At 75.1% G+C, this 26,805-nt stretch carries 22 protein-coding genes and 1 riboswitch; of the genes, 2 read left to right on the top strand and 20 right to left on the bottom strand.

Annotated elements, in window-relative coordinates:
* Nucleotides 1-389: 389 nt before the first annotated feature.
* A complete protein-coding gene (locus DQ238_RS16515) occupies nucleotides 390-590 on the bottom strand; it encodes a cold-shock protein (protein WP_113782353.1) in 201 nt (66 codons plus the stop codon).
* A gap of 199 nt (nucleotides 591-789) precedes the next feature.
* The gene (gene thrC / locus DQ238_RS16510) at nucleotides 790-2,109 is read right to left on the bottom strand and encodes a threonine synthase (RefSeq protein ID WP_199506404.1); all 1,320 of its coding nucleotides are present in this window, start codon (nucleotides 2,107-2,109) and stop codon (nucleotides 790-792) included.
* Between the two features lie 12 nt (nucleotides 2,110-2,121).
* A riboswitch (SAM riboswitch) is annotated at nucleotides 2,122-2,240 on the bottom strand.
* A 59-nt stretch (nucleotides 2,241-2,299) separates the two neighbouring features.
* Here thrC and DQ238_RS16505 point away from each other — a divergent pair.
* Nucleotides 2,300-3,121, top strand: coding sequence for an HAD family hydrolase (locus DQ238_RS16505; RefSeq protein WP_113782352.1), 822 nt, complete (start codon nucleotides 2,300-2,302; stop codon nucleotides 3,119-3,121).
* 48 nt (nucleotides 3,122-3,169) lie between these two features.
* Here the strand turns inward: DQ238_RS16505 and DQ238_RS16500 are convergent, their stop codons facing one another.
* From DQ238_RS16500 to DQ238_RS16475, 6 genes are all read right to left on the bottom strand, one after another.
* A complete protein-coding gene (locus tag DQ238_RS16500) occupies nucleotides 3,170-4,048 on the bottom strand; it encodes an ABC transporter permease (protein WP_233496025.1) in 879 nt (292 codons plus the stop codon).
* A gap of 32 nt (nucleotides 4,049-4,080) precedes the next feature.
* Nucleotides 4,081-6,954, bottom strand: a complete 2,874-nt coding sequence (locus DQ238_RS16495; protein ID WP_233496024.1) for an alpha/beta fold hydrolase — start codon at nucleotides 6,952-6,954, stop codon at nucleotides 4,081-4,083.
* An 89-nt stretch (nucleotides 6,955-7,043) separates the two neighbouring features.
* The gene (locus DQ238_RS24255) at nucleotides 7,044-8,777 is read right to left on the bottom strand and encodes a LytR C-terminal domain-containing protein (protein WP_113782349.1); all 1,734 of its coding nucleotides are present in this window, start codon (nucleotides 8,775-8,777) and stop codon (nucleotides 7,044-7,046) included.
* Nucleotides 8,778-8,788: 11 nt separating this feature from the next.
* Nucleotides 8,789-9,160, bottom strand: coding sequence for a DUF3263 domain-containing protein (locus DQ238_RS16485; protein ID WP_113782348.1), 372 nt, complete (start codon nucleotides 9,158-9,160; stop codon nucleotides 8,789-8,791).
* 88 nt (nucleotides 9,161-9,248) lie between these two features.
* Nucleotides 9,249-10,166: an EamA family transporter RarD gene (gene rarD, locus DQ238_RS16480; RefSeq protein WP_113782347.1), complete on the bottom strand. Its 918-nt coding sequence runs from the start codon at nucleotides 10,164-10,166 to the stop codon at nucleotides 9,249-9,251.
* A gap of 157 nt (nucleotides 10,167-10,323) precedes the next feature.
* Nucleotides 10,324-10,755 carry a CBS domain-containing protein gene (locus DQ238_RS16475; RefSeq protein ID WP_113782346.1) on the bottom strand — a complete coding sequence of 144 codons (432 nt, stop codon included), beginning with the start codon at nucleotides 10,753-10,755 and terminating at the stop codon, nucleotides 10,324-10,326.
* A 103-nt stretch (nucleotides 10,756-10,858) separates the two neighbouring features.
* On the opposite strand from DQ238_RS16475, the gene DQ238_RS16470 reads away from it, so the two are divergent.
* Complete coding sequence (locus DQ238_RS16470; RefSeq protein WP_113782345.1) at nucleotides 10,859-11,269, top strand: DUF5313 family protein; 411 nt, start codon at nucleotides 10,859-10,861, stop codon at nucleotides 11,267-11,269.
* Nucleotides 11,270-11,327: 58 nt separating this feature from the next.
* Here the strand turns inward: DQ238_RS16470 and DQ238_RS16465 are convergent, their stop codons facing one another.
* From DQ238_RS16465 to ddaH, 12 genes are all read right to left on the bottom strand, one after another.
* Nucleotides 11,328-11,537 carry a dodecin gene (locus tag DQ238_RS16465; protein WP_113782344.1) on the bottom strand — a complete coding sequence of 70 codons (210 nt, stop codon included), beginning with the start codon at nucleotides 11,535-11,537 and terminating at the stop codon, nucleotides 11,328-11,330.
* A 117-nt stretch (nucleotides 11,538-11,654) separates the two neighbouring features.
* Nucleotides 11,655-13,163, bottom strand: a complete 1,509-nt coding sequence (locus tag DQ238_RS16460) for a chemotaxis protein CheW (RefSeq protein WP_233496023.1) — start codon at nucleotides 13,161-13,163, stop codon at nucleotides 11,655-11,657.
* A gap of 26 nt (nucleotides 13,164-13,189) precedes the next feature.
* The gene (locus DQ238_RS16455; protein ID WP_113782343.1) at nucleotides 13,190-15,274 is read right to left on the bottom strand and encodes a PAS domain S-box protein; all 2,085 of its coding nucleotides are present in this window, start codon (nucleotides 15,272-15,274) and stop codon (nucleotides 13,190-13,192) included.
* 154 nt (nucleotides 15,275-15,428) lie between these two features.
* A complete protein-coding gene (locus tag DQ238_RS16450; protein ID WP_113782342.1) occupies nucleotides 15,429-16,157 on the bottom strand; it encodes an OBAP family protein in 729 nt (242 codons plus the stop codon).
* A gap of 427 nt (nucleotides 16,158-16,584) precedes the next feature.
* Nucleotides 16,585-17,601 carry a DMT family transporter gene (locus DQ238_RS16445; protein ID WP_199506403.1) on the bottom strand — a complete coding sequence of 339 codons (1,017 nt, stop codon included), beginning with the start codon at nucleotides 17,599-17,601 and terminating at the stop codon, nucleotides 16,585-16,587.
* Nucleotides 17,598-19,028, bottom strand: coding sequence for an aldehyde dehydrogenase family protein (locus tag DQ238_RS16440; RefSeq protein WP_113782341.1), 1,431 nt, complete (start codon nucleotides 19,026-19,028; stop codon nucleotides 17,598-17,600). Before DQ238_RS16440 ends, DQ238_RS16445 begins: the two co-directional genes overlap by 4 nt.
* On the bottom strand, nucleotides 19,025-20,203 hold the full coding sequence (locus DQ238_RS16435; RefSeq protein WP_113782340.1) for a Glu/Leu/Phe/Val dehydrogenase dimerization domain-containing protein: 1,179 nt from the start codon (nucleotides 20,201-20,203) through the stop codon (nucleotides 19,025-19,027). The genes DQ238_RS16440 and DQ238_RS16435 overlap by 4 nt, the downstream gene beginning before the upstream one ends.
* Nucleotides 20,200-21,807, bottom strand: a complete 1,608-nt coding sequence (locus DQ238_RS16430; RefSeq protein ID WP_233496029.1) for a 5-guanidino-2-oxopentanoate decarboxylase — start codon at nucleotides 21,805-21,807, stop codon at nucleotides 20,200-20,202. The genes DQ238_RS16435 and DQ238_RS16430 overlap by 4 nt, the downstream gene beginning before the upstream one ends.
* A 5-nt stretch (nucleotides 21,808-21,812) precedes the next feature.
* Entirely contained in the window at nucleotides 21,813-22,670 is an 858-nt protein-coding gene (locus DQ238_RS16425) for an SDR family oxidoreductase (RefSeq protein ID WP_113782338.1), read from the bottom strand.
* Entirely contained in the window at nucleotides 22,667-24,763 is a 2,097-nt protein-coding gene (locus DQ238_RS16420; protein ID WP_113782337.1) for an acetate--CoA ligase family protein, read from the bottom strand. Before DQ238_RS16420 ends, DQ238_RS16425 begins: the two co-directional genes overlap by 4 nt.
* On the bottom strand, nucleotides 24,763-25,941 hold the full coding sequence (locus tag DQ238_RS16415) for an acyl-CoA dehydrogenase family protein (RefSeq protein WP_113782336.1): 1,179 nt from the start codon (nucleotides 25,939-25,941) through the stop codon (nucleotides 24,763-24,765). Before DQ238_RS16415 ends, DQ238_RS16420 begins: the two co-directional genes overlap by 1 nt.
* Nucleotides 25,938-26,804: a dimethylargininase gene (gene ddaH, locus DQ238_RS16410; RefSeq protein ID WP_113782335.1), complete on the bottom strand. Its 867-nt coding sequence runs from the start codon at nucleotides 26,802-26,804 to the stop codon at nucleotides 25,938-25,940. The genes DQ238_RS16415 and ddaH overlap by 4 nt, the downstream gene beginning before the upstream one ends.
* Nucleotide 26,805 lies beyond the last annotated feature (1 nt).

The raw sequence follows: 26,805 nt of genomic DNA, 5'->3' as shown, positions 1-26,805 counted from the left end.
CGGCCAGGTGCCGTACCCCACCTGCACCGAGCCCCGCCACGTCCCTCCTCGGGGACCCTCCGGGCCCCACTCGTCGGTCGTCCCCCCGGGACCCGCCCCGTCCGGCCAGGTGCCGTACCCCACCTGCACCGAGCCCCGCCACGTCCCTCCTCGGGGACCCTCCGGGCCCCACTCGTCGGTCGTCCCCCCGGGACCCGCCCCGTCCGGCCAGGTGCCGTACCCCACCTGCACCGAGCCCCGCCACGTCCCTCCTCGGGGACCCTCCGGGCCCCACTCGTCGGTCGTCCCCCCGGGACCCGCCCCGTCCGCGCCGGCGAGCGGTCACCTCAGGACAGCACCGAGGCCCGGCCCCTGACGGGAACCGGGCCTCGGTGCGAGAACGGTGTGGCTCAGGCGACGCGCACGGAATCGGCCTGCGGCCCCTTCTCGCCCTGGACGACCTCGAAGGAGACCCGCTGGCCCTCGTCGAGGCTCTTGTAGCCGTCCATCTGGATGGCCGAGTAGTGGACGAAGACGTCCTGACCGCCGTCGACGGCGATGAAGCCGAAGCCCTTCTCGGCGTTGAACCACTTCACGGTGCCCTGTGCCACGTGTGCTCCCACGTTCGTGCGTGCCTACGACCTCCGCGATCCAGGAGGCCGGGTACAGCTCTCCCGCCCGCCTGACACGAACGTGGAACTGGAACCGCGCAGACCGTACAGCACGAAAGCCGTGGTGAGAGCAAGTTCACGCACTCCGGGGACCGGGAGGTCGGGGGGTGTCCCGGCCCGTGGGACGCCCCCCGACCGGTCACCCGATGAGGCCGGCGGCCCGCACCGACGCCAGCGACGGCTGCACCCGGTGGGTCGGCCCGACGACCGGCTCCAGAGGGTCGAGCGTCTTCAGCCCCTCGCCGGTGTTGAGGACGACGGTCTCGGCCGCCGGGTCGAGCCGGCCGTCCTCGACCAGCTGACGGAGGACGGCGACGGTGACCCCGCCGGCGGTCTCGGCGAAGACGCCGGTGGTGCGGGCCAGGTCGCGGATGCCCTGCACGATCTGCGCGTCGTCCACCCGGCCCACCGCGCCGCCGGTGCGGCGGATCGCGTCGAGCGCGTACGGGCCGTCGGCGGGGTTGCCGATGTTCAGCGACTTGGCGATGCCGGTGGGCTTGACCGGCTTGACGACGTCCCAGCCGTTGTCGAAGGCGGTCGCGATCGGGTCGCAGCCGGCCGACTGGGCGCCGAAGACCCGCCACTCGGTGGCCTCGACGATGCCGGCGGCGACCAGCTCGCGGAAGGCCTTGTCCACCTTGGTCAGCAGCGACCCGGACGCCATCGGGACGACGACCTGGGCCGGGATCCGCCAGCCGAGCTGCTCGGCGATCTCGTAGCCCATCGTCTTGGAGCCCTCGGCGTAGTAGGGCCGCACGTTCTGGTTGACGAACGCGGTGTCCTCGAACTCGTCGGTCTCGGCCAGCTCGCTGGTGAGCCGGTTGACGTCGTCGTAGGAGCCGTCGACGGCGACCAGGGTCTGCCCGTAGACCGCCGACTGCACGACCTTGCCCGGCTCGAGGTCGGACGGGATGAAGACGTAGGAGGGCAGGCCGACGCGGGCGGCGTGCGCGGCCACCGAGTTGGCCAGGTTGCCGGTCGAGGCGGCCGCGATCTTCGCGTAACCCAGTCGCTTGGCGGCGGTGGCGGCGAGGCTGACCACGCGGTCCTTGAACGAGTGGGTCGGGTTGGCCGAGTCGTCCTTGACCCACAGCCCGCCGGTGAGGCCCAGCTCGGCGGCCAGCCGGTCGGCCCGCACCAGCGGCGTCAGGCCCGGGTCCAGGGTGACGCGGTCGGCCGGGTCCTGGCCGACCGGCAGCAGCGCGGCGTAGCGCCAGATGTTCTGCGGCCCGGCCTCGATCTGCTGGCGGGTGACCTGCCGCATCAGCTCGGGGTCGTAGTCGACCTCCAGGGGGCCGAAGCACTCGGCGCAAGCGTGCTGGGCGACAGGTGCGAACGTGGCGCCGCAGTTGCGGCAGACCAGCCCGCGGGCCGGGGACGGCGGGACCGGGCCGCCGGCGGACGAGTCGGCCTGGACGGCTGGGCTGGTCGTGGTGGAGCCGGGAGCGGTCAGGGTCATGCGACGACTACCTCCTCATCTTCCCCGCGTCGGGCCGTCGAGCCGCGCGGGACGGAATTGGCACCCTTCCGCGCGAGCGGCGGTTGCCGGGGCTTCGCCGGGCCGTGTCCCTCTGCCCCTCTGGATGAGTGGAACGGCCCGACTCTACCCACCTGGTCGACAGCGCTCCGGCCCGGGCCAGGATGGGCCGGTGAGCGCGCGCGTCGTCTACACCGACCTCGACGGCACGATGGTCGGCCCGCGGGGCTCGTTCTGGCACACCGCGCACCGCGACCTCACCGCCGACCCGGCCGCGGCCCTGCTCGACCTGCACCGGGCCGGCATCGAGCTGGTACTGGTCAGCGGGCGCACCTTCGAGCAGGTGGTGGAGGCCGCCCGCATCTTCGCCGCCGACGGCGCCATCGCCGAGCTGGGCTCGGTGGTCAGCTGGGACGCCGGCCGCGGGGTGCACCGGCTGACCGGCCGGCTGCCGGCCGAGCACGCCGGGCGGACACCGATGGAGGTCATGACCGAGACCGGCGTCGTGGAGCAGCTGCTGGCCCGCCACCCCGGCCGGCTGGAGTGGCACGCACCCTGGCACGCCACGCACGTCACCGACGCGCTGCTGCGCGGCCGGGTCGACCCGCTGGCGGTCGACGCCGACCTGGCCGAGCGCGGGTTCGGCTGGCTGACGCTCAAGGACAACGGCGCCATCCCGGCGACGTCCCGCATGACGCTGGCCGCCGACGCGCTGCCGCCGCGGGTCTACCACCTGATGCCGCGCGGCATCTCCAAGGGCGCGGCGATCGCCTGGGACCTCGAGCGCCGCGGGCTCACCCCGGACGACGCGGTGGCCATCGGCGACAGCGTCAGCGACCTGGAGATGGCGCCGGCGGTCGACCGGCTGTGGATCACCGCCAACGGGGCGACCGTCGACGGGATGGCCGACCTGCTGGTCGCCGTCCCCAACGCGACCGTGACCGACGCGCCCATGGGCGAGGGCTGGGCGCAGGCCGTCCGCGCCTCGCTGTAGCGGAGTGTGCGAGCACAGGAAACCCGCACTCGCACACTCCGCTACAGCTCAGGAGGTGACGTCGCGGCGGGCGAAGTGGCGGAACGCCAGCGCGGTGAAGACCGCCGCGTAGAGCAGCGACTGGACGACGCCGCGGAACAGGTCGCCGGAGTCGACCGGGGTCTGCAGCAGGTCGGTCCAGGCGAACTCGTACGCGGTCGGGAAGAAGTCGCGGATGCTGCCCAGCTGCTCGACCTGGTCGAGGATGGCGAAGACGAACACGGTGAACACCGCACCCCCGACGGCGGCCAGCGGCGCGTCGGTGACCGTGGAGAACCAGAACGCCAGCGTGCCGACGACCAGCAGGTGGACGGCGAGGTAGCCGACCATCCCGGCCAGCCGCAGCAGCCCGTCGGCCTGTCCGAGGGTCACCCCGATCGGCGTCTGGATGGGCGCGAACCCGAACGCGGTGCTGCCGGCGACGAGCGCGGTCAGGACCAGGGTGAGCAGCGCGCCCACCGACAGCAGCAGCGCGGCGTACCACTTCTGCCGCAGCAGCCGCGCCCGCGGCACCGGGGTGGCCAGCGTGTAGCGCAGCGACCCCCACTGCGCCTCGGCGGCCACGGTGTCGCCGAAGAACAGCGCGTAGACCACGACCAGGAAGAAGCTGGTCGTGGCGAACAGCACGAACAGGGTGAAGTTCAGCCCGCCGGCGGTGGCCACGTCGACCAGGTTGATCCGGCTGTTGGCCTGCGCGTCCTCGCTGCCGCCCAGCTGCAGGGCGGCGATGAGGATCAGCGGCAGCGCCACCATGAGGGCGAGGACGCCGATGGTGCGCCGCCGCTTGAACTGCCGGCGCAGCTCCACCGACAGCCGCAGCGTGCGCTCGGGCCGGTACCCGGCGACCGCGCCGGTCGCCTGCACGGCCCGGGGGGCCTCTGTGGCCACAATGGCCCCTTCGTGTGCGGTGCTCATCGGGCTCAGCCCTCCCCCACCAGTGCCAGGAACGCGTCCTCCAGCCGGCGCCGCGGGGTGAAGGCGTCCACCTCGATGCCGGCGGCCACCAGCGCCTGCAGCGCCCGTGCTCGGGGCGTGCCGTCGAGCTCGGCGACCAGCCCCTCGTCGGTGCGCTCGACGGTCACCCCGGGCAGGCCCTGCAGGACGGCGGCCGCGCGGTCGGCGTCCGCGTCGTCGGCCAGCCCCACCGACACGGCGCCGCCGGTGCCCACGATCTCCTCCACCGTCCCCTGGGCGATCTTCTGCCCCTTGGCCATGACGACGACGTGGCTGCAGGTCTGCTCGATCTCGGCCAGCAGGTGGCTGGAGACGATCACCGTGCGCCCGGTCGCGGCGTAGGAGCGCAGCACCTCGCGCATCGCGTGGATCTGCGGCGGGTCCAGCCCGTTGGTCGGCTCGTCGAGGACCAGCAGGTCGGGCAGGCCGAGCATGGCCTGGGCGATCGCCACCCGCTGGCGCATGCCCTGGCTGTACCGGCGCACCGGGCGGTCGATGGCGGCACCCAGGCCGGCGACCTCGAGAGCCTCCTCCAGGTGCGCGTCCTCGGCCGGCCGGCCGGTGGCGGCCCAGTACAGCCGCAGGTTGTCCCGGCCGGACAGGTGCGGCTGCAGGCCGGTGCCCTCGACGAACGAGCCCAGCCGGGACAGCACCGGCGCCCCGGGGCGGACCTCGTGGCCGAAGACGGTGATCCGCCCGGACGTCGGCCGGATCAGCCCCATGAGCATCCGCAGCGACGTCGTCTTGCCCGCGCCGTTGGGCCCGAGCAGGCCGAGCACCTGGCCGCGGCGCACCTCGAAGGAGAGGTCGCGGACGGCGACGAAGCCGTCCTTGTACGCCTTGGTGACGCCGGTGAAGCGCAGCGGCACGTCCTCCCCGTCGGGCTCGACGGCCGAGACCCGGCGACGACGCCGGCGCCCCTCCAGGACGGCGGCGCCCCAGCCGAGCAGGCCGAGGGCGGCCAGGGCGCCGAGCAGCACCCACCAGCGGGAGGTGCCGCCGGTGTCCTGCGCCCGCGCGGCGACCTCGGGGACGCTGAGCGCGGCGCCGTCCCCACCGGCCAGGGCGACCGAGTAGACGGCGGACTGCGCCGGCAGCGCGAAGGCCTGGTCGGTCGAGGAGACGACCACCCGCATCGTGTGCCCGGCCTCGAAGCGGTGCACGATCGCCGGCAGGGTCACCGACACCCGGGTCGGTGCCGTGGGGTCGGCCGACAGGCCGGTGAGCGACAGCGGCGCGACCAGCCCCGAGGGCAGCGTCTGCTGCCCGTCGGGGCCGACGTCGTAGAGCTTGGCGAACAGGGTCGCCGACCCGCTGGAGGAGGCGACGGCGAGGTCGACCGTGGGCGCTCCGACGACCTCGACGGCCGCGTCGAGGGGGTCGCTGGCGAAGGCGGCGAACTGACCGGGGATCTCGACCGAGGTGCCCGGCAGCGCCGAGCCGAGCGAGCCGAGCCCGGGCACCACCGTGATCGCCGCGGGTGTGCCGCCCGCCGGGGTCACCACCGGCTGCACCGACCCGTCGACGGCGATCGACCGCCGCTCCGCCGGGGCGGCGCCGGCCAGGCCGGGGTAGGCGGGGGCGACGACGGTCGGGGTGCCGCCCTGCACGCTGCTCTGCGCGGTGCCCAGCCCGCCGGTCAGGCCGGTGGGGGCGGGGAACTCGAAACCGGTGCCCGGGTCGGTGCCCTCTCCCCGCAGGTACCGGTCGAACCAGCCGGCCACCTGGTCGCGCAGCCGCTCGGTGGTGCGCTCGGACGCCTGGGCGTCGTGCCCGCCGGCGTACCAGACGACCTCGACCGGGGTGCCGTTCGCGGCGATGCCACGGGCGTTGGCGTCGGCCTGGCCGAGGCCGAACAGCGAGTCCTGGGTGCCCTGGACGAGCAGGGTGGGCGCGTGGATGCGGTCCAGGACGGCGGCCGGGCTGCTCCGGTCGAGCACGGCGGCGACCTCGGGCGTCAGCGTCCCGGAGGCGGCGGCGGCCTGGTAGGCGGCGCAGACGTCGGCGCGGAAGCGCCCGCAGGTGAGCAGCTGCTCGGCCTGCTGCGGGTCGACCGAGGTGGGGTCGACCGGGAGGGACGCGGGCGCACCGCCGGGCGCCGCGGCCGCGCCGTCCCCACCACCCAGGCCGTCGAGCAGCCCGCCGCTGGGCGCCGACCCGACGCCGAAGAACAGCCCCGACCACAGCCGCTTGTAGACCCCGCCGTCGCCCTGCGGCGTCGCCGCCACGGTCGGCTCGTCGGCCGCGCCGACCTGCGAGGGGAACAGCGCCGCGGTCAGCGAGTTCCAGGTGATCTGCGGGGCGATCGCGTCGACCCGGGGGTCGTGGCCGGCGGCGAGCAGGGCCAGCGCCCCGCCGTAGGAGGCGCCGGCGACGCCGACCCGCGGGTCGCCCGGGGCGTCGAGGAGGACGTCGTCGCGCGCGGCGAGCCGGTCGAGCAGGGTGGACAGGTCGGCGACCTCGAAGCGCGGGTCGTCCAGCCCGATCTGGCCGGTGCTGCGCCCGAACCCGCGCGCCGAGTAGGTGAGGACGACGTAGCCGCGCCCGGCCAGGTCGCGGGCGTCGGCGGCGACGGAGTCCTTGCTGCCGCCGAAGCCGTGGGCGAGGACGACGGCCGGCGCGGGGGCGTCGGCGGTGGCCGACGCGGGGACGTAGACGGTGGTGTCGAGCTCGACGGCGTCGGCGCCCGACCCGGAGGGGACCATCGCCTCCTCGGTGGCGACGTCCGCGGCCGCGGCGGCCGGCGCAGGGGGCGCGGCGGCCAGCAGGACGCCGGTGAGCAGCAGGACGATCAGGGCGGCCGGTGTCGGGCGGGCGCCGGGGCGCGGGCGACGGGTCACGGGCCCGCGAACGGGACGCACGGTGCGGCCAACGGACGACCGCCCCCGGGGGTTCCGGGGACGGTGGCCGCGGGCGGGTCGGGCTGCGGTCAGGGCCGCCACTCGCCGGTGGCCACCACCACGAGACCGGGCTCGGCGACGTCCGGGACGTCGAAGAAGCGCACTCCTGGGCCGGTGATCTGCGGGAACTGCTCCATCAGCTGCAGCGCGGCCTGGCGCTGGGTCTCGTCGCCCTCGGCGTAGTAGACGGTGGTGACCGCGACGTCCCCGCCCTGGTACTGCCCGACGCCGGGCGACTGCCAGCCCTGGGTGCCGAGCTGGGCGACGATGGCGGCGGCCAGGCCGGGGACCCCGGTGGCGTTGAGCACGGTCACCGGGACGCGCACCGGCGTGGCCGCCGCCGCGTCGACCGGTGGCAGCGGCGACACCTCCAGCGGCGGCAGGACCGAGCTGGGCGCGGCGACGGCCGAGGACGTCGGGGCAGCCTCGGCCGCGCGGGCGCGGGCGGCCTCCTCCGCCTGCGGCGACGTGAACGAGTAGACCCCGAGCACGACCAGGGCGATGACGGCCACGGCCAGCAGCCCGGTGGCGGCGCGGCGCACGCCGGTGCCGCGGCGGCCGTCCCCGTCCTCGTCGGTGCGGGGGGCTGGAGCGCCGCTGCGACGGGCGGCGCGCCGGCGCTCGGCCTCGGCCGCCTGCCGCTCGGCCCGGGCGGCGGCGCGGCCGCCGACGACGCCGGTGGAGCTGCCGGTGTCCGGACCGCTGCGGGCCACGCGGTCGCGGTCCGGGGAGGGGTCGGCGCGCTCGTCGTCCTCGTCGTCGGCCAGCCCTCGTCCGGCCGGTGCCCGGTCGGGGATCGCCGCGGTCGCCGGGGCGACCGCCCGGCGCGCCCCGGCCGGGCGGTCGGGGATGGCGGTGGTGGCCGGAGGCGCCTGGTCCAGGAGTGCCTGGTCGGGAGGTGCCTGGTCGCGGGTGCGGGAGGGGCTGGTCCAGTCCCGGTAGCCCGGCGCGGCCGAGGGGCTCCCGGAACGCCAGGACGGCTCGGCTCCCGGACCCGGCTCGGCCGGGTGCGCGGTCGGCACGGGGGAGCCGCCCGGGCCGGTGCCGGCCGCCTCCGGGCGGATCGCGTGTCCGGGGCTGCGGCCGAGGACCTCCGGGTCGACGGGGTCCCGGCCGAGGGCCTCCGCCCGGCCGGCTGGCTCGGCGGTCGGCCCGTCGCCGCCGGAGTCGGGGGTGGGCACCGCCTGGAACGGGGCCACGGTGGTGCGCGGGGCGGCCGGCGCGGCGGGCTCAGCCGCGGCGGGCGGTGGGACCGGCAGGCGCAGGCGGGTCTGCGGCGCCGGCTCCGGGGACCGGGGGCGCGCGGCCGGTCGGGCGGGAGCCGGCCCCGGGCGCGCGGAGACCGGCGCGGCAGGGGCAGGGGCCGGCGCGGAGCCGACCGGGACCGGCACGGGCGGAGCGGGGACCGGCCGGACCGGTGCCGCGGGACGGGCCGGACCGCCGCCGCGCGGCGTCCCGGCGGCAGCGGCCGGCGGGGAGGCGGGGACGGCCGGGCGCGCGGAGCCGGGGGCGCCGGTGCGCGGCGTGCCCGGCGGGACGGGGCGGGGCTGCGCGGGGCGCCGGCGGCCCGGGTCCTCGCCCGCGTCCAGCAGGCCGTCGCGCCGCCGGTCGGCGCGGCTGCGGTTGGGCGCCGTCGGGGAGTCGCTCGGGTCGAGGTCGGTCGGGCGGCCGCTCGCGGCGACGTCCGTGCGGCGGCGGCCATGGGGGAGCTGGACGCTCCCCCGGTCCGGTACGTCACCGTTCGGCGCCGCGTGCTTGCCCACGGTGAGCGAATCTAGACGCCGCGCCCCTCGTTGCCCAGGACCTGCGCCGATCGCCGGTGTCCCCGCGCGGCGCGCAGCCGGCGCAGGCGCCGCACGAGCAGCGGGTCGGCCTCGAGCGCCGCCGGCCGGTCGACCAGCGCGTTGAGCACCTGGTAGTAGCGGACCGGCGCCAGGCCGAACCGGTCACGGATCGCCGTCTCCTTGGCGCCGGGCCGGCGCCACCACTGGCGCTCGAAGGCGAGCACGTCGTGCTCGCGGCGGGTGAGACCGCCCGGCCGCGGGGCGGGTTCGTCGGGGACCTGGGCGGCGGGGACGTCGGGAGCCGGGGGAAGAGGCACCTCGCCCCCCGGCGGGGAGACCGCGGGAGCTGGGTCGGCGGACATCGGGTTTCCTCCTGTCGGGTGACACCTGCGACGGTAGTCCCGACCACCGACGTCCCGGGCCGCCTCGTGGCCCGCACCGCCCGGGCCGTCAGACCGACGCCGGCGCCTCCTGCGCCGACCGCCGGCGGGCTCCGGCGCGGGCCTGGCGCAGGCTGTCGACGGTGAACACCGCGAGGGCGATCCACACGATGACGAAGCCGGCCAGCCGCGCCGGCGGCATCGGCTCGGAGTAGACGAACACCCCGATCGCCAGCTGCATGAGCGGGGTGAGGTACTGCAGCAGCCCGACCGTGGACAGCGGGATCCGTCGGGTCGCGGCGGCGAACAGCAGCAGCGGGACGGCGGTCGCCACCCCGGAGCTCATGAGCAGCAGCAGGTGCCCGACCCCGGCGCTGCCGGCGGTCGCCTCCCCCCGCGCGTGCAGCACGGCCAGCGCGGCCAGTGCGGGGACGACGACCAGCGCCGTCTCCACGAACAGCCCCGGCGCCGCCTCGACCCGCACCAGCTTCTTCATCAGCCCGTAGAGGCCGAAGGTGGCGGCCAGGGTGAGGGCGATCCACGGCGGACGGCCGTAGTCGACGGTCAGCACCGCCACGGCGACCCCGGCGGTGCCGACGGCCACCCACTGCAGCGGGCGCAGCCGCTCGGTGAACACCACCACGCCGAGCAGCACGCTGACCAGCGGGTTGATGAAGTAGCCGAGCGAGGTCTCCACCACGTGACCGGAGTTGACGCCGTAGACGAAGACCAGCCAGTTGGCCGCGATGAGCACCGCCGCGCCGAGGAGGACCAGCAGCGTGCGCCGGTCGGTGACCGCCGCGCGGACGAGCGCCCAGCGGCGCCGCGCGGTCAGCAGGACGGCGACGAAGACCAGCGACCAGACCACCCGGTGGGCCACGATCTCCACCCCGCCGGCCGGTTCCAGCAGGGGGAAGTAGAGGGGGAACAGGCCCCAGAGGCCGTAGGCGGCCAACCCGGAGGCGACCCCCGACCGCCGCTCGTCCACCGGGGCACCGTACGCCCGGGCGCCTCCTCGGCGTCCCCGAGCCCCGAGCAGCCCCCTCCAGGGCACCGCCGCGAGCTTGCGAGTGGCGGAACAAGGACCCCCTTGCTCCCCACCGCTCGCAAGCTCCCGGCGGGCCCCTGCAAGCGGGCCGGGGTCCTCACCCGGTCTGGATGTAGTCGACCAGCTGGGCGCGCTCGTCCTCCAGCTGGTCCAGCCGGGCCTTGACGACGTCCCCGATCGAGACGATCCCGACCAGCACCCCGCCGTCCACCACCGGGACGTGCCGCACCCGGTGCTCGGTCATCGTGCGGGCCAGCTCCTCCACCCCGGCCACGGGGCGGCAGGTGTGCACCTCGGCGGTCATCACGCTGGACACCGGGTCGGCGAGCAGCCCGGCGCCACGCTGGTGCAGCGCGCGGACGACGTCCCGCTCGGAGACGATGCCGTCGACGGTGTGCCCGTCGGCGGAGACGACCAGCGCGCCGATGCCGTGCTCGGCGAGCAGCGCGAGCGCGGTGCGGACGCTGGCGGAGGCGTCGACGGTGGCGACGTCGGCTCCCTTGCGGCGGAGCAGCTGGTTGATGTGCACGGGACCTCCATGCCGTGAGGTCGCAGGGCCGTCGGGTGGCGGGAGCGAGTGTGCTCCGGCGCACGAGCCCCCGGCAACGCCCGTACCGGCCTACCGTCGACGTGTGCCACCCCGCTCGGCTCCGCGCCGCCCCACGCCGCTGCAGTGGGTGCGCTACGCCCTGGGCGGCGGGCTGCCGCGGGAGCTCTCGCCCTGGGTGCTCGCCGACACCACCGGGCCCGGATGGGTGCGCCGGCACCTCACCCGCGCCGTCGTCCAGCTGCTGCCGGTGCTCGTCCTGTGCGTGGTGGCCGTGCCCGTGCCGCTGGTCTACCGACTGTCGGCCGCGGTCGGCGGCCTGCTGATGGGCCTGGTCTTCTCGCTGGCGTTCATGGTCGAGACGACCGAGCACCGGGTCGCCAAGGCCGGCTACCGGGCCGGCACCGCCGCCCGCATGCGGGAGGAGCGCGCCGAGCGGGAGCAGCTCGAACGCCGCTCGCCCTACCGGCGGAACGGCGCCGGCAGCTTCGACTAGAGAGGACCCCGTCCTCCCCACCCCTCGCACGCTCGGGGCGGGGCCCGGGACGGGGCCGTCAATCCTCGACCCGGAAGCCGATCGCCAGGCGTACCTGGAAGTAGCCGACGTCGCCGTCGACGACCTGGCCGCGGATCTCCTTGGTCTCGAACCACTCGATGCGCCGCACCGTCTGCGCGGCCTTGCGGATCGCGGTGCGGATCGCGTCGTCGACGCTGGTCTGGCTGCTACCGACGATCTCGCTCAGCCGGTACACGTGGTCGGTCACGGCTACCTCCTCCGGCTCGGCTCCCGGCGTCGGGCCTCCCGACCGGGCGGGTCCGGACGGTAGCGGGCTCGGCGTCGCGCCACCAGGCGCAGCGCGCTGGCGCCGTCCGCCCGGCGCTCACCCGGTGGAGGCGGCGGCGGGGACGGCGGGCGCGGCGGCGGAGCCGGCGAGGACGCGACCGGCGAGGTGCACCAGGTCGAGGTCGGGGAGCAGCCGCGACCCGGTGCCGACCTGGAGGAGGGGCGCGCCGCGCAGCACCCGGCTCAGGTCGCCGTCCGCGTCCGGGTCGGCCGCGTCGGGATCGCGCCAGGTCAGCGGCTCGATCGAGCGCAGGGCGTCCACGGCGAAGGCGACGTGGCCGCCGTCGACGGCGACCAGCAGGAGGCAGGAGGTGGCCAGGCGGCCCGTCGGGGGCCGGCCGAGCAGGGTGCGCAGGCACAGCACCGGCACGGCCGCCTGCCGGTGGACGACGACGCCGAGGACGCCGTCGGCCGTGGCGGTCGCCAGCGCGTCCTCCGGGAAGGGCAGGATCTCGGCGACCTGGTCGAGCCGCGTGGCGACGTCCGCCCCGGCCGAGTGGACCAGGTAGGGCCGGCCGACACCGTCCGGCCGGTCCGCGGGAGCCCGGTCGCGGGGCGTCGGGACGGCCGGCCGGCCGTCGGTGAGCGCGGTGTTGACCGACGCGAGGGCGACCACGTCGCCGTCGACGACCAGCGCGTCGCCGTCGACGACCAGACACGTCGAGCCGTCGGGCAGCCGTGCGGTCCCGGTCACCAGGTCGGAGCGGCGGGTGGCCAGCGCCGGGAAGGCGAGGACGTCGGTCTGCGCCAGCTCCACGAGGTCCAGCAGCGCGCTGACCCCGAGCACCACGTAGCCGTGGCCCAGGTCGAGGACGAGACCGGCGCCGAAGCCGTCGTCGGCCATCCGGCCGAGGCCGAGCAGCTCGAGCGGGTCGGCCACCGGCACCTCGGCGCCGGCGAAGTCGACGACGCCCCGGCACAGCGAGCCGGACAGCACCGAGGCGCGCACCGGGAAGCGCGGGAGCGTGGTGTGCACCTGCGCGATGTCGACCGCGAGCACGTGGGTGCCGCAGCGGACCGTGACCAGCCGGCGCACCGCCCGCCCCGTCCCCCGGCCGGCGTCCCCGTCCGGAGGTCCCACGGCGCGGGTCAGGTCCGCGACCACGGGCAGGCCCGGACGGGCGAGCACCGCGGCGGCGTCGAGCACGCTGACCGGCACGCCCGTGTCCGGGTGCAGGAAGGCGGAGGAGAACAGCAGGGTGCCGTCGTGCACGGTCACCGGGACCAGCGCCTCGGTCGGCACCCGGACCACGCCGCGCACCTCGTCGGCGAGCAGGCCCAGGGCAGAGCCGGCGTCCGCGACCACGACCACGACCTCCTCGCCGGTCCGGGCGCAGGTGCGGCCGATGACCGGCCGGAGGTCGAGCACGGGCAGCACGAGGGAGCGCAGCCGCATCGCGCCGAGCAGTCCCTCGGCGGCCGCCGGGAGCCCGGACAGCCGCTCTGGGCACGGCACCACCTCCCGCAGCGCCGCCAGCGGCACCGCGACGTCCATGCCCGCGATGCGCAGCAGCCCGAGGACGGCCTGACCGCTGTCGCTGTCCACCAGCACCCCTCCTCCGGCCCGGCTCGTCAGGCGTCGGAGTCGACCGTGCTGAGCCCGGCTATCAGCGCGTCGACCTCCTGGGAGGCCTCCTGCTGCACCCGGGTCGACTCGGAGATGGTCCGGATGGCCTCGGTGGTGCGGGCGACGCTGCCCACGATGCGCTCGAAGGCGTCCTCGGCCCGCTTGGACACCTCCGACCCCTGGTTCACCCGGTCGGTGGACTCCTCGATGAGCTTGCCGATCTGCTGGGCGGCCTCCGACGAGCGCTCGGCGAGCTTGCGCACCTCGCCGGCCACGATGGAGAACCCGACGCCGTGCTCGCCGGCGCGGGCGGCCTCGATGGAAGCGTTGAACGCCAGCAGGTTGGTCTGGTTGGCGATCTCGCCCATGACCCGCACGATCTCCCCGATCGACACCGACGAGCGCTGGATGAGCGCGATCGCCTCCAGCGAGGCCCGCAGCGCCTCGACGCCGCGCTGGGCGTTGTCCTGGGTCTCCTCGGCGAGGTCGGTCGCCGTCCGGGAGCTGCGCGCGATGTCCTCGATGGACACGGCGAGGCTGCGCACGGACGTCGTCATGTCCCGGGTGCCCTCGGCGATGCGCTGCTCGCGCTCGATCTGGGCGGAGATGTCGTAGGCGTACTTGATCACCTTCGCCGGCCGGCCGGCGAGGTCGAGCACGGGGTTGTAGGTCGCCTGGATGTGCACGTCGCGCCCGTACTTGCCCTTGCGGTGGAAGCGGCCGGCGATCACCTCGCCCTTGCCCAGCCGCAGCCAGAAGTCGCGGTACTCCTCGGACCGGGTGTACTCCTCGGAGCAGAAGTCGCTGTGGTGCCGGCCGACGATCTCGCGCAGCGAGTAGCCCATCGTCCTGAGGAAGTTCTCGTTCGCCGAGAGGACCACGCCCTCGAGGTCGAACTCGATGACCGCCTGCGCCCGGTCGACGGCGTTGACCCGCGCCTCGATCTCGGCGTTGCGCAGCTTCTCCGCGGTGACGTCGACGGCGAACTTGACCACCTTCATCGGCCGGCCGTCCGCGTCGAGGATCGGGTTGTAGGTGGCCTGCAGCCACACCTCCCGCCCGCCCTTGGCGACCCGCTTGTACTCGCCGGACTCGAACGCGCCGCCGCCGAGCCGCTCCCAGAACTCGGCGTACTCCGGCGACTGGGCGAGGTCGGGGTCGCAGAACACCCGGTGGTGCCGGCCCTGGACCTCGCCCAGCGAGTAGCCCATGACCGACAGGAAGTTGTCATTGGCGGCGAGGACGGTGCCGTCGAGGTCGAACTCGACAACCGCCTGGGCCCGGTCGATCGCCGCGACCTTGCCGAGGAACTCGGCGTTGCGCAGCGTCTCGGCGGTGACGTCGCTCGCGAACTTGACGATCTTGGTGGGCCGGCCGTCCGCGTCGAGGATCGGGTTGTAGGTGGCCTGCAGCCACACCGCGCGCCCACCCTTGGCCACCCGCTTGTACAGGCCGCCGGTGAACCGGCCCTGGCCCAGGTCCTGCCAGAAGTCGGCGTACTCGGCGCTGGCGGCGAGCTCGGGCTCGCAGAACTGGCGGTGGTGCTTGCCGGCGACCTCGGCCAGCTCGTAGCCCATCACGTCGAGGAAGTTGCGGTTGGCGGTCAGCACCCGGCCGGTGAGGTCGAACTCGATGACCGCCTGGGCCCGGTCGATCGCCGCGACCTTGCCCAGCTGGTCCATGGCCTGCAGTTTCTGGGTGGTGACGTCGCTCGCGAACTTGACGATCTTGGCCGGCCGGCCGTCCGCGTCGAGGATCGGGTTGTAGGTGGCCTGCAGCCACACCTCCCGGCCGTCCTTGGTCACCCGCCGGAACTCGCCGGACTCGTACGAGCCGCTGGCGAGGGAGGCCCAGAACTCGGCGTACTCGGGGGTCTCGACCAGTTCCGGAGGGCAGAACACGCGGTGGTGCTGGCCCTCGACCTCGGCCGACGTGTACCCCATCACGTCGAGGAACTTGCGGTTGGCCGCGAGCACGGTGCCGTCGAGGCCGAACTCGACGACCGCCTGGGACCGGTGGATCGCATCGACGACGCTCTGGAACTCGTGCAGCGTCTGCGAGACGGGGCTCTTGTCGGCCGACGACGCCATGGGGACCAACTCTTCTCCGATGAGGGGACTGGACGCTCCGGTTCGCTCGACCGACTACATCGACGCGTGGCACGGGAACTTGAGCCGGACGGTGCCGGGAGACCTCATCGGGACAGGATCGGTGGCGACGGCGCCGGGCTCGACCGGCGGCGGGTCAGGGGCGGACGGCGTGTACGTCCACGACCCCGGGGATGGGTGTGCTGCCGGGGAAGTCGTCCTTCATCTCGTCCACCCCGTGTTGCGGCCGGGCCAGAGGGAGGAGGGACTGCCGGTCGGCCCGCTTGGCGTCGACGTCCAGGCCCATCGCCTCGTTCCGGTCACGGAGCAGATCCTCCCGACCCTCGCCGTCCCGGTTGAACGACCACATCAGCTTCGGATCCCCGTAGGGGAGATCCATCCCGGGCTCGGCGTGCGTGCCGGTGTGCCAGGTGTGCCAGGTCTTGCCGTAGGAGTTCATCAGCAGCTTGAAGAACGCCTTCTCCGCCACCTCCGGCAGGCCCGGGGCGACGAGCTGACCGGACAGCAGCTCGAAGTTGTGCGGGTGCCAGTAGGGCCGCTCCTCCTCCGGCAACCGGTCGAACAGCCGGCCGGAGACGATGTACTCGATGCCGATGAGGTTGGCGTCCTTGGTGTTGCCGTCGAAGAGCACGCACTGCAGCAGGTCGTCGTTGACCACCCGGCAGAAGTGGTGGGCCTCCATCTGCATGTCCGGCTCGCCCTTGGCAGGGTGGAAACCGACGACGTAGACGTCGAAGTGGTTGAGCGGTCCGGCGGTCTGCAGCAGGTTCGCTCCCTGCTCGAGGGTGGCCAGCCAGAAGCCCTTGCTCTGGCCAGCCGGTCGGATGGGGCTCTTCCGGTCCTTGATCAGCGGATTGACGCTCATGCGCCGGCTCCTCTCGTGTGGCGTACCGCCCGGCTCCGTCGCTCTGCACGCCGTCCTCGGCCGAGCCCTCGTCGCACTCGTCCTCGACGGTGCCGGTGACGCCCTCGTCGCCCCGCTTCGGGACGTGGACGAGCACCCGACCGGAATGCGAGACGCTTCCGCCGGTCGGCGTCGGCCCGCTGACGGCGCGCACGAGTTCCAGCTCGCTCCCCGGATGGCCGGTCGTGAGCTCGCACGGCAGCGCACCCGGGCCTCCGGCGTGAGGGTCGTCGCCGCCCGCACCGGCGGGTTGCGGCTGTCGGGACCGTGGCGCCCTACCCGGTGTCACCCGGGGACACACTCCCTCCGCGTTCGGCTTCGGGGAGCGGCGGGATCTCGACCCCGCTGTCCCGCCGGCGGGTCGGAACGCGCAGCCCCGACGGCGATCTCACAGCCGATCGAGGCTCCGGCGACCCCGCCGCCGATGACCAGCACATCGTGTTCGTCCGTTCCGGTCCTCCGCTCTCGGTACGGCTCCGACGGCCGCCGCCTCCGCGGCGCCGGCGTTGGCTGCCCGCGTTCCGCTGGGGCGGGTCGCCACCACCACCATCGCGCTCAGCACGAGCGCGCCACCGATGGCCGTGCGGAGGTCCAGTGCCTCCTGCCAGAGCGCGACACCGAAGAACGCGGCCCACACCGGCTCGAGCACCATGAGGACTGCGACCTGGGTGGCAGCGACGTGTGCCTGCGCCCAGGTCTGGACGAGCATGGCGACGCCCCCGGCGACCACCGCCAGGTACAGGAAGGTCAGCAGGTCCGCCCGTCCCGGAGCCTGCAGACCGTCGAGCGATGCCCAGCCCAGCAAGCAGACGCCCATGGTGAGCAGCTGCACGAACGTCAAGGCATACGCCGTCCGGCCCGTCGACCACCGGCCCAACGCCAGGATGTGCCCGGCGTACAGGACGGCGGCGAGCAGGGTCAGCAGCTCGCCGAACCCCAGCGCCCAGCCCCGCAGCGACATCGTGGCCACACCCGCCGTCGCCGCCACCGTGGCGACGGCCGTGACCCGATCGGGACGTGTACGCAGCAACGCCGCGCTCAACAGCGGCGTGAACACCACGTACATCGAGACCACGAACGCCGACACGGTCGCAGCGGTGTGCTGGAGGCCGAAGAACTGCAGCACCTGGCCGAGGAAGTAGCAGAACCCGAGGCCGGCGCCGACCACGAGCACCCGGCGGTCCAACCGCCGCACCAGCGCCCGCGGATTGGCGAGCGCCATCACGACCGCCGCGGTCAGGAACCGGAGCGCCAGGTAGTCGGTCACCGACATCCGGGTCAGCAGGTCCTTGCTCAACGGGAAGGTCGATCCCCAGACGGCGGTGATGGCGACCAGTGCGAGAACCGCGGAGACGAGACGACGACGAGCAGCGGGCGCAGCGACGTCGACCGCCGGAGCGGTCACCGCTGCACCGATTTGGTCTCGAGGAACTCCTCGATCCCCCACTTCCCGAGCTCGCGACCGTTGCCCGACCGTCGGTAGCCGCCGAAGGGCGCCGTCGGGTTGAACGCGGCACCGTTGACGTCCACCTGCCCGGTGCGCATCCCCCGGGCGAACGCCAGCGCCGCCTCCTCCGAACCGGACCACACGGCGCCGGAGAGCCCGTAGTCGGGAGCGTTGGCCATCGCCAGGCCGTCGTCCTCGTCGCGGTACGCCTGCACGGTGAGCACCGGCCCGAAGACCTCCTCCCGGACGATCTCGGCGTCCGGCCGGACCGCCGTGACGACGGTGGGGGCGACGTAGTGGCCCCGGTCCAGCCCGACCGGTCGGTCCGGACCGCCGGCGGCCACGACCGCGCCCTGCTCGACGGCCCGGCGCACGAACCCGAGGACCGTCTCGCGCTGGGCGGCCGAGACCACCGGACCGATCAGGGTGTCGGTCGCCTCCGGGTCGCCGACGACCAGCCGCTCGGCCGCGGCGGCGGCCGAGGCCACCGCCTCGTCGAGACGGTCGGCGGGGACCAGCAGCCGGCTCCACGCGCTGCACGTCTGCCCGCTGTTGAGCATCGCCGCGGCCACCGTGCCCTCCACCGCGGCCGGCAGGTCGGCGTCGGGCAGCACGACCGAGGCGGACTTGCCGCCCAGCTCCAGCGCCACCCGCTTCACCGTCGGCGCGGCCAGCGTGGACACCCGGGCCCCGACGCCGGTGGAGCCGGTGAAGGAGACCATGTCCACGCCGGGATGGGCGACGAGCGCCTCGCCCACCACCCGGCCGGCCCCCGGCACCAGGTTGAACACGCCCGCCGGCAGGCCTGCCGCCGCGGCGGCGTCGGCCAGCAGGTATGCCGAGAGCGGGGTGAGCTCCGCCGGCTTGAGCACCACCGTGCAGCCGGCCACCAGGGCACCGCCCACCTTGGCGAGCACCTGGTACAGCGGGTAGTTCCACGGGGTGATGCAGCCGACGACGCCGATCGGCTCCCGCAGGACCAGCGAGTTCGCGACCCGCTCCTCCCACGGCACGCTGCCGGCCGCGGCCAGGTACCCCTCGAGGACGGCTAGCCCGGTGTCGACGTGCGACTCCTCCGCCACCTTCCTCGGCGCGCCGACCTCCGCGATCGTCGTCTCGACCAGCAGCTCCCGCCGGGACCGCAGCTCGCCGAGCCACCGGCGCAGGACCGTTCCCCGGTCGCCGACCGGCAGACCGGCCCAGCCCGGGAAGGCCGCGGCGGCCGCGGCGACGGCGTCGTCCACCTCCCCGCGTCCCGCCTCGGCGGAGCTGCCCACGATCTCCTCGGTGGCCGGGTTCTCCACGCCGAGGGTGCGGCCCTCGTAGGTCGGCTGCCAGCGGCCGGCCACGAAGACCGCGTCCCGGCGCCACTCCTCGCGGGTCACCGCGTCACACCGACGCGCGCCTGCACCACCTCGGCGTTGCGCGCCGCCAGCGCCAGCGCGCTCTCGCGCAGCGTCCGGCCGCACGCCTCGGCGTCGGCCGCCACCGTCTCGACCAGCCGACGCATGACCGTGTCGATCTTCGCGAACGACGACTCGGCGGTCGGGGCGATGTCGCCGAACACCACCCACCACCACCAGGCGTTGGTCATCACGTTGGCGAGGAAGTCGGGGACCACCGGGATGCCGCGGGCGGTCAGCGCCGCCTCGGCCTCGGGCAGCGTCGGCATGTTCGCGCCCTCGACCACGACCCGGGCGTCGATGCGGAGCACGTCGGCGGCCGCGACCACGTACGACATGGCCGCCGGCACGAGCAGGTCGCAGGGCACGTCGAGCCACTGCTCGGTGGGCGCCGTGGAGTCCCCGGGGCGGAGCGCGGACCGGTCGATGACGCCGAGGCCGTTGCGCGCGGCGAGCAGCGCCTCGACGTCGAGCCCCTCGTCGTTGCGGATCAGGCCGTCCCGGTCGGCGACGGCGATCACCGTCACGCCGGCGCGGGCGAGGTAGCGGGCCGCGGCACCGCCGATGGAGCCGAACCCCTGCACGACCGCGGTCGTCGCGGCCGGGGCGAGCCCGAGCCGCTCGGCGTAGGTGAGGCCCGCGCGCGCCACCCCGTACCCGCCGACGAGGTCGCCCAGGGAGATCCCGTCGACGTCCACGGTGAACGCCTGCGCCAGCCGGTCGCGTGCGGCGGGCGCGTCCGGCAGGGTCGCGAACACCGCCTCGACGGTGGAGGCGAGCCCGAGCTCGGCGGCGACCTTGTCCAGCGTCTCCTGGCGCAGGCCGAAGTCCTCGCCGGTGTTCCACTGCTCCTTGACCACGGGCAGGACGGCGGCGAGGAAGCGGCGGAGGACGTCGACCGCCCGCGGGTCGGCGGGATCGATGTCGATGCCGCCCTTGCCGCCGCCCAGCGGGAGGTAGGTGTCGGCCGGGTCGTAGACCAGCGCCTCCTTGCGGGTCATGCCCTGCGCCAGGCCGCGCACCTCCTCCAGGGTGCAGCCCTCGCGCAGCCGCAGCCCGCCGCTGGCCAGGCCGCGGACCAGGGTGTCGAGGACGACGTACCCCTTGCGCCCGGTGACCGGGTCGGTCCAGGTGGTCTCGAGGAACGACGAGCTCATCGGGCGTCTCCTTGCAGGCGCGCGGCGGGGTCGGAGTGGCGGAGGTGGATCACGGTCGCCCGGTCGGCGGCGAGGGCCTCCCGGACGGCGCCCGCGAGCCCGGCGGGCCCGTGCAGGGTCACGCCGGAGCAACCCATGGCCCGGCCGAGCGCGGCGAAGTCGGGCGAGGCGAACGTCACCGCGTGCACCGGGTCCTCGCGGTCGAGCATCTCGTTGCGGATCTCGCCGTAGCCGGAGTTGTCGACGATCACGATCGGCAGCGGCAGGCCGAGGTCGGCGGCGGTGGCCAGCTCGGCGATCGTGAACATCACCCCGCCGTCGCCCAGCAGGGCGAGGACCGGCGCCCCCGGATCGCCGACCTTGGCGCCCACCGCGGCGGGCAACCCGTAGCCGAGGGTGCCGAACCCGGTCGGGTAGAGGAACGCGCCGGGCCGGTGGACTGGCAGGTTCGTCATCGCGCCGTAGTAGCAGACCATCGCGCTGTCGCCGGCGACGACCGCATCGCGCGGCAGCGCCTCGGCGAGGGCCGCCACGATCTCCAACCACTCCGCACCCTCGGCCTCGGCGTCCTTGGCCTTGCGGTCCCGCCACGACTCGGCCCTCCGGGCCGCGGGCTCCCCCGCGTCGGTGCTGGGCAGCAGGTCGAGCAGGGCCCGCAGGGTACGGGCCGCGTCGCCCACGAGCGCGATGCCGGGCACCGCGTTGGTCACGGCACCGACCGGGTCGACGTCGACCCGCACCAGCCGGTCGGCGAGCGGCAGGGGGCCGTACCACAGGTCGGAGGGGGCCAGTTCCGTGCCGACGGCGAGGACGACGTCGGCGTCGTCCACCAGCTCCCGGACGGCGGGGAGGTGCACCCCCGCACCGAGCGACAGCGGGTGGTCCTCGGGGAGCACGCCCTTGCCGTTGGCGGTGGTGACCACCGGCGCGCCGAGCCGTTCGGCGACGCGGCGCACCTCCTCCGCGGCGCCGCGAGCCCCGCCGCCGACCAGCAGGACCGGACGGGAGGCCCCGGTCAGGCGGGCCGCCGCGGCCGCGACGTCGAGCGGGGCGGCGACCGGCGCCGCGGCGGCGACCGGGGAGGACAGCACGACGTCGCCGGTCTCGGCCAGGACGTCGAGCGGCACCTCCAGGTGCACCGGCCGCGGGCGGCCACCGGTCATGATCGCGAAGGCCTGCGCGACCGCGACCGGGATCTCGGGGACGCTCGTCGCGCGGATGCTGGCCGCGGCGATCGCGGCCAGCGCGCCGCCCTGGTCGCGGGACTCGTGCAGCAGACCGTTGCCCAGACCCGGATGGCGCAGCGGCAACCCCGGCGAGACGACGAGCACCGGCACCGAGTCCGACCACGCCTGGCCGACGGCGGCCGCGGTGTTGAGCAGGGCCGGCCCGCTGGTCACCACGGCGACGCCCGGCCGGCCGGTGGTGCGCGCGTACCCGTCGGCCGCGTACCCGGCGCCCTGCTCGTGGCGCGGGCTGACGTGCCGGATGCCCTGCTCGGCCAGGTGCCGGTAGATCTCCAGGTTGTGCGTGCCGGGGATGCCGAAGACCGTGTCGACCCCGTGGGCGTCGAGCGCGGCGACCAGTGCCTGGCCGCCGGTCATCGGGGTCACGACCGGCTCCGGCTGGAGTCGGCCCTGCTGGAGTCGGCCCTGCTGGAGTCGGCCCTGCTGGAGTCGGCGTAGACGGCCTTGCCGAGCCACTGGCCGCCGTCCACGGACAGGACGTCGCCGGTGACGTACCCGGCGCGGGCGTCGTCGAGCAGGAACGCCGCGCTCTCGGCGACCTCCTCGGGCGTGGTGAACCGGCCCGCCGGCACGCTGCCGAGCACCCGCGCCCGGTCCGCGTCGGTCGGCCACAGGGCCGCGCCGGCCCCCTCGGTCTCGGTCGGTCCGGGGGAGATGCAGTTCACCCGCACTCCGCGGCCGCCCCACTCGGCGGCCAGCGTGCGGGTCATCGCGAGGATGCCGCCCTTGGCCGCGGCGCTGTGCACCGTGCCGGGGTGACCGTGCCACGCATAGCTGGCGATGACGTTCAGGATGGCGCCCCGCCCGGCGGGCAGCATGTGCCGGGCCGCGGCGCGGGTGCAGTAGAAGGTGCCGTTGAGCACGATGTCGAGGACGGCTCGCCAGCCGTTCGGGGACAGGTCCTCGGCGGGGCACACGAAGTTGCCCGCGGCGTTGTTGACCAGGGCGTCGATGCGGCCGTGCTCCCCCACCACGCCGTCCACCGCGGCCGTCACGGCGTCCGGGTCCCGGACGTCGCAGCTCACGACGGCCGCCCGCGCGCCGAGCTCCTCCGCCAGGTGCGCGGTCTCCTCCAGCGGCTCGGGACGGCGGCCGAGCACCACCACGTCGCCGCCGCCGGCGGCGTACCGGAGGGCGATCGCCCGACCGATGCCGGAGCCGCCTCCGGTGACCAGGGCCACCCTCCCGGCGAACTCGGCGAGCGGGGACGGTTCGATCACGGCTGTGCTCCTGTTCGCGTGCGGGCGGGGATCTGTGCGTCATCGGGAGCGGCGACCACCAGGGCGTCGACCGCGACGGCCGCGTCCGGGCCGACCCGCAGCGGGTTGATCTCGCACTCGGCGACGTCGGGCTGCTCCGCGAGCAGCCGCGAGACGGCGGCCACGACCGAGGCGGCCGCGTCCACGTCGACCGGGGGCCGTCCCCGCCAGCCGGTCAGCACGGGGTAGCCGCGCAGCGACTCCACCATCCGGCGGCCCTGCTCCTGGGTGACCGGGGCGAGGCCGATCCGGACGTCGCGGTACACCTCGGCCTGCACCCCGCCGATGCCGACCAGGACCACCGGCCCGAAGGACGGGTCCCGGTGGGCGCCGACGATCAACTCCACGGTGTCGCGCCGGCCGTCCATCTCCTCGAGGACGTAGGCGCCCTCGCCCAGCCGGGCGAGCATGCCGCGGAAGGCGGCGACGGCGGCGTCGGCGTCGGCGAGCGCGACCGCGACCCCGCCGACGTCGGTCTTGTGCTCGAGCCACCCGGCCTTGAGCACGTACGGCGCGGTGAGCCGGCCGCTCGCCCGGCGCACGTCCTCGGCGGTGTGCACCGCCTCGGCGGCGGGATAGCGCACGCCGGAAGCGGCGATCCGCGCCCGGCCCTCGAGGTACGGGAGCGGATCGCCGGTCCCGGCCGAGGAGGGCGCCACCTCGGGGACCAGACCGCCCGGCTGCTCGGCCAGGTCGGCGGCGAGCGCGAGGGAGCGGGCGACGGCGTCGACGGTGTGCAACGTCGGCACGGCGTGCGCGCGCATCGACCGGACGGCGTCGGAGTCGGAGCTCATCGAGTGCACCACCACCGGGCGGCCGTGCACGCGCACGGCGTCGGCCAGCGTCTTGACCACCTCGAGTTCCCGCTCCACCAGCTCGGGGGTGTCGTCGCCGTAGCAGCCGAAGTAGCCGGACAGGACGACGGCGTCGATGTCCCCGCTGCGCAGCAGCGCCTCCACCACCCGGGCGTAGGTGTCGAGGTCCCGCTCGCCGGCGCCGGCGAGGTCGACGGGGTTGGCGACCCCGGCGGAAGCGGGCAGCAGCGCGGCCAGACCCGCCGAGGTCTGCGGGGCCAGCCGCGGCACGCGCAGCCCCTCCCGCGCCAGCGTGTCGGCGGCGATCGCCCCCTGTCCCCCGCTGTCGCTCACCACGGCGATCCGGCGGCCGGCCGGGAGCGGGCTGCCGAGCAGCAGGTGCGCCAGGTCGACGGCCTGGGCCGGCGTGTCGACGAGCACCGCGCCGACCGCCCGGCAGGCGGCGGCGACCACGTCGGTGGCGGCGGTGAGCGCCCCGGTGTGCGACCGGGCGGCGACCCGGCTCGCCTCGCTCGCCCCGACGGTGAGCACCACCACCGGCTTCCCGGCGTCCCGCAGGCGGGCCAGCGCGGCCAGCAGCGCCCGGCCGTCGGCGAAGCCCTCCAGGTAGAGCACGACCGCCTTCGTCGCCTCGGAGTCGACCAGGTCGTCGAGGACGTCGACCGCGGTGACGTCGACCTGGTTGCCGATCGACACGAACCGGGAGATGCCGAGCCCGGCGTGCGCGGCGAGTCCCGCCATCTCCAGCCCCAGCTGACCGGACTGGGAGACGACGGCGAGGCTCCCCGGCTGGAAACTGCCCCAGGCGAGCTCGAGCTCGGAGGCGGCGTCGTAGATGCCCAGGCAGTTGGGGCCGACGATCCGGGCACCCGCGGCCCGGATCTCGGCCGCCATCCGCCGCTCCAGCCCGGGGTCGTCGTGGGCGGCGTCGATGCCCGCGGTGATCCCGAGGAAGCCCTTCGCCCCCAGCTCGAGCGCCTCGTCGACGACGGCCGGGACCGTGGCGGCCGGGGCGCAGAGCACGACCAGCTCCGGCGGCTCGGGCAGGGCCCGCAGCGACGGGACGGACGCCACCCCGTCGATCACCGCGGACCCGGCGTTCACCAGGTGCACCGACCGCCGGTGGGCGCCGCGCAGCGCTCCCCGGGCGAGCCAGTAGCCCCACTTGGCCGGGTCGGCCGAGGCGCCGACGATCGCCACCGACCGCGGGTCGGAGAACGTGCCGAGGTCGCCGCCCATCAGCTGCCCGCTCGGCGCGCGAACAGAGCGCGGGAGATGATCAGCCGCTGGATGTCGGAGGTGCCCTCCTCGAGCTCCTCCAGCTTGGCGTCGCGCAGCCACTTCTCCGGGAAGTACTCGCGGGAGTACCCCCAGCCGCCGTGGGTCTGCAGCGCGGCGTTGGTGACCCAGGTGGTGTTCTCGCTCGCGGTGAGCTTCGCGATCGCGGACTCGGCGGTGCAGGGGATCCCGGCGTCGAAGAGGCGGGCGGCCCGCATCGTGACGAGGTGGGAGACGTCGGTGCGGGCGGCCATGTCGGCGAGCCGGAAGGCGACGGCCTGGTGCTCGATGATCGGCTTGCCGAACTGCGTCCGCTCGCTCGCGTACCGCACCGTGGCGTCCAGGGCGGCCCGCGACAGGCCGGTCGCGCCGGCGCCGATGAGGATCCGCGAGCCGTCGAACGTGCGCATCAGGCCGTAGAAGCCCTGCCCCTCCTCGCCGAGCCGGTGGTCCACCGGCACGCGGACGTCCTCGAGGAACACCTCGGCGTTGACGATCCCGCGCTGGCCGAGCTTCTTCATCGGCGCACCGATCGTGACCCCCGGCATGTCCCGCTCCACCAGGAAGGCGGTGACGCCACGGGAACGCAGGGAGGGGTCGACCGTGGCGAAGACCACGATCCACTGCGCGTACGGCGCGTTGGAGATCCAGGTCTTCTGGCCGGTCAGGAGGTAGTGGTCGCCGTCGCGCACCGCCCGGGTCTGCAGGCTCGCCGAGTCGGAGCCGACACCCGGCTCGGTGACCGCCACGGCGGTGACCGGCGGGGTCTCCCCGGTGAGCGGGCCGATCCAGCGCTTCTTCTGCTCCTCCGTGCCGAGGGCCAGCACCGGCTCGGCGAAGAACGCGCTGGAGGTCAGGAAGTTGCCGATGCCGACGTCGCCGTAGCAGAGCTCCTCCTGCACCAGGCACTGCGTGACCAGGTCCGTCACGCCGCCGCCGCCGTACTCCGCGGGGAGCATGTACGAGCTCAGGCCCACCCGGGCGGCCTTCGCCCACAGGTCCAGCGGCGACTCGGTGTCGGCCTCGTCGACCGAACGGGACCGGGGTCGGATCTCGCGCTCGGCGAAGTCGCGGGCCAACGCGACGAACTCGCGCTGCTCCTCGGTGAGCTCGATGCCGTCTCGGATGGCGCGGGTCACGGGGTCTCCTCTGATGACGGGTGTGCGGAGCGGGCGTCGATCGCCGCCGCCGGCGGCGTGGGACGGGGAAAGGCCTGTGCAGCGGGCGCCGGGCGGCGGACCAGAACGCTGAGGCAGGTGACGCAGCCCTCGAGCTTCTCGAACTCGCCGATGTCGACCACCCGGGGCGTGAACCCCAGGTCCGCCAGCCGGTCCGCCGTCCGTGGTGCCGAGGCGCTGATGAGCACCTCGTCCCCGCCCAGGGGGACGACGTGGCAACCCGGCTCCTCGACAACCGGTCGGGCAACCGGGAAGGAACCCGGTTCGAGCAGCTCCGGCAGCGCCAGGAACGTGCCGTCGGGAAGCGCCGTCACGGCCGACTTCAGGTGCAGGACCGCCCGGAGCCCGACCGGGACCACCGTGCGGCCGAGCGGGGCCAGGTGCCCGCGCAGCTGCCGGATCCCCTCGGCGTTGGTGCGCCCGCCGCGGCCCACGTACACCGTCGCACCGACCTGCAGGACGTCACCGCCGTCGAGCGTGCCGTCCCCGTCGATGCGCACGACCTCGAGACCGAGGTCCCGCACCGCCTTCTCGGTGCCGGGCAGCTCCGCCCGGCGCGCCCGGGCGCCGCTGCGGGTCAGCACCGCCGTCCCGTCCACCACCACGACCGAGTCCTCGACGAAGGGAGCGTCCGGGCAGCCGGGCGCCGGGTCCACCTCCCGGACCTCCCAGCCGGCGGCGGCCAGCACCGCGCGGTAGCCGGCGTGCTGCTCCGCGGCGAGCGCCACGTCCACGGGCACCCGCTCGACGTGCGTGACGATGCCGTCGGCGAGGTCCTCGGTGGGTCGCCGCACCAGCGCGATCCCTGCTGGCTGCTCGGGCACG

Source organism: Geodermatophilus sp. TF02-6 (genome assembly GCF_003319115.1).
Taxonomy (GTDB): Bacteria; Actinomycetota; Actinomycetes; order Mycobacteriales; family Geodermatophilaceae; genus Geodermatophilus.
The sequence above is the reverse complement of the archived record's forward strand: the minus strand, read 5'-3'. Positions and strand labels throughout refer to the sequence as shown.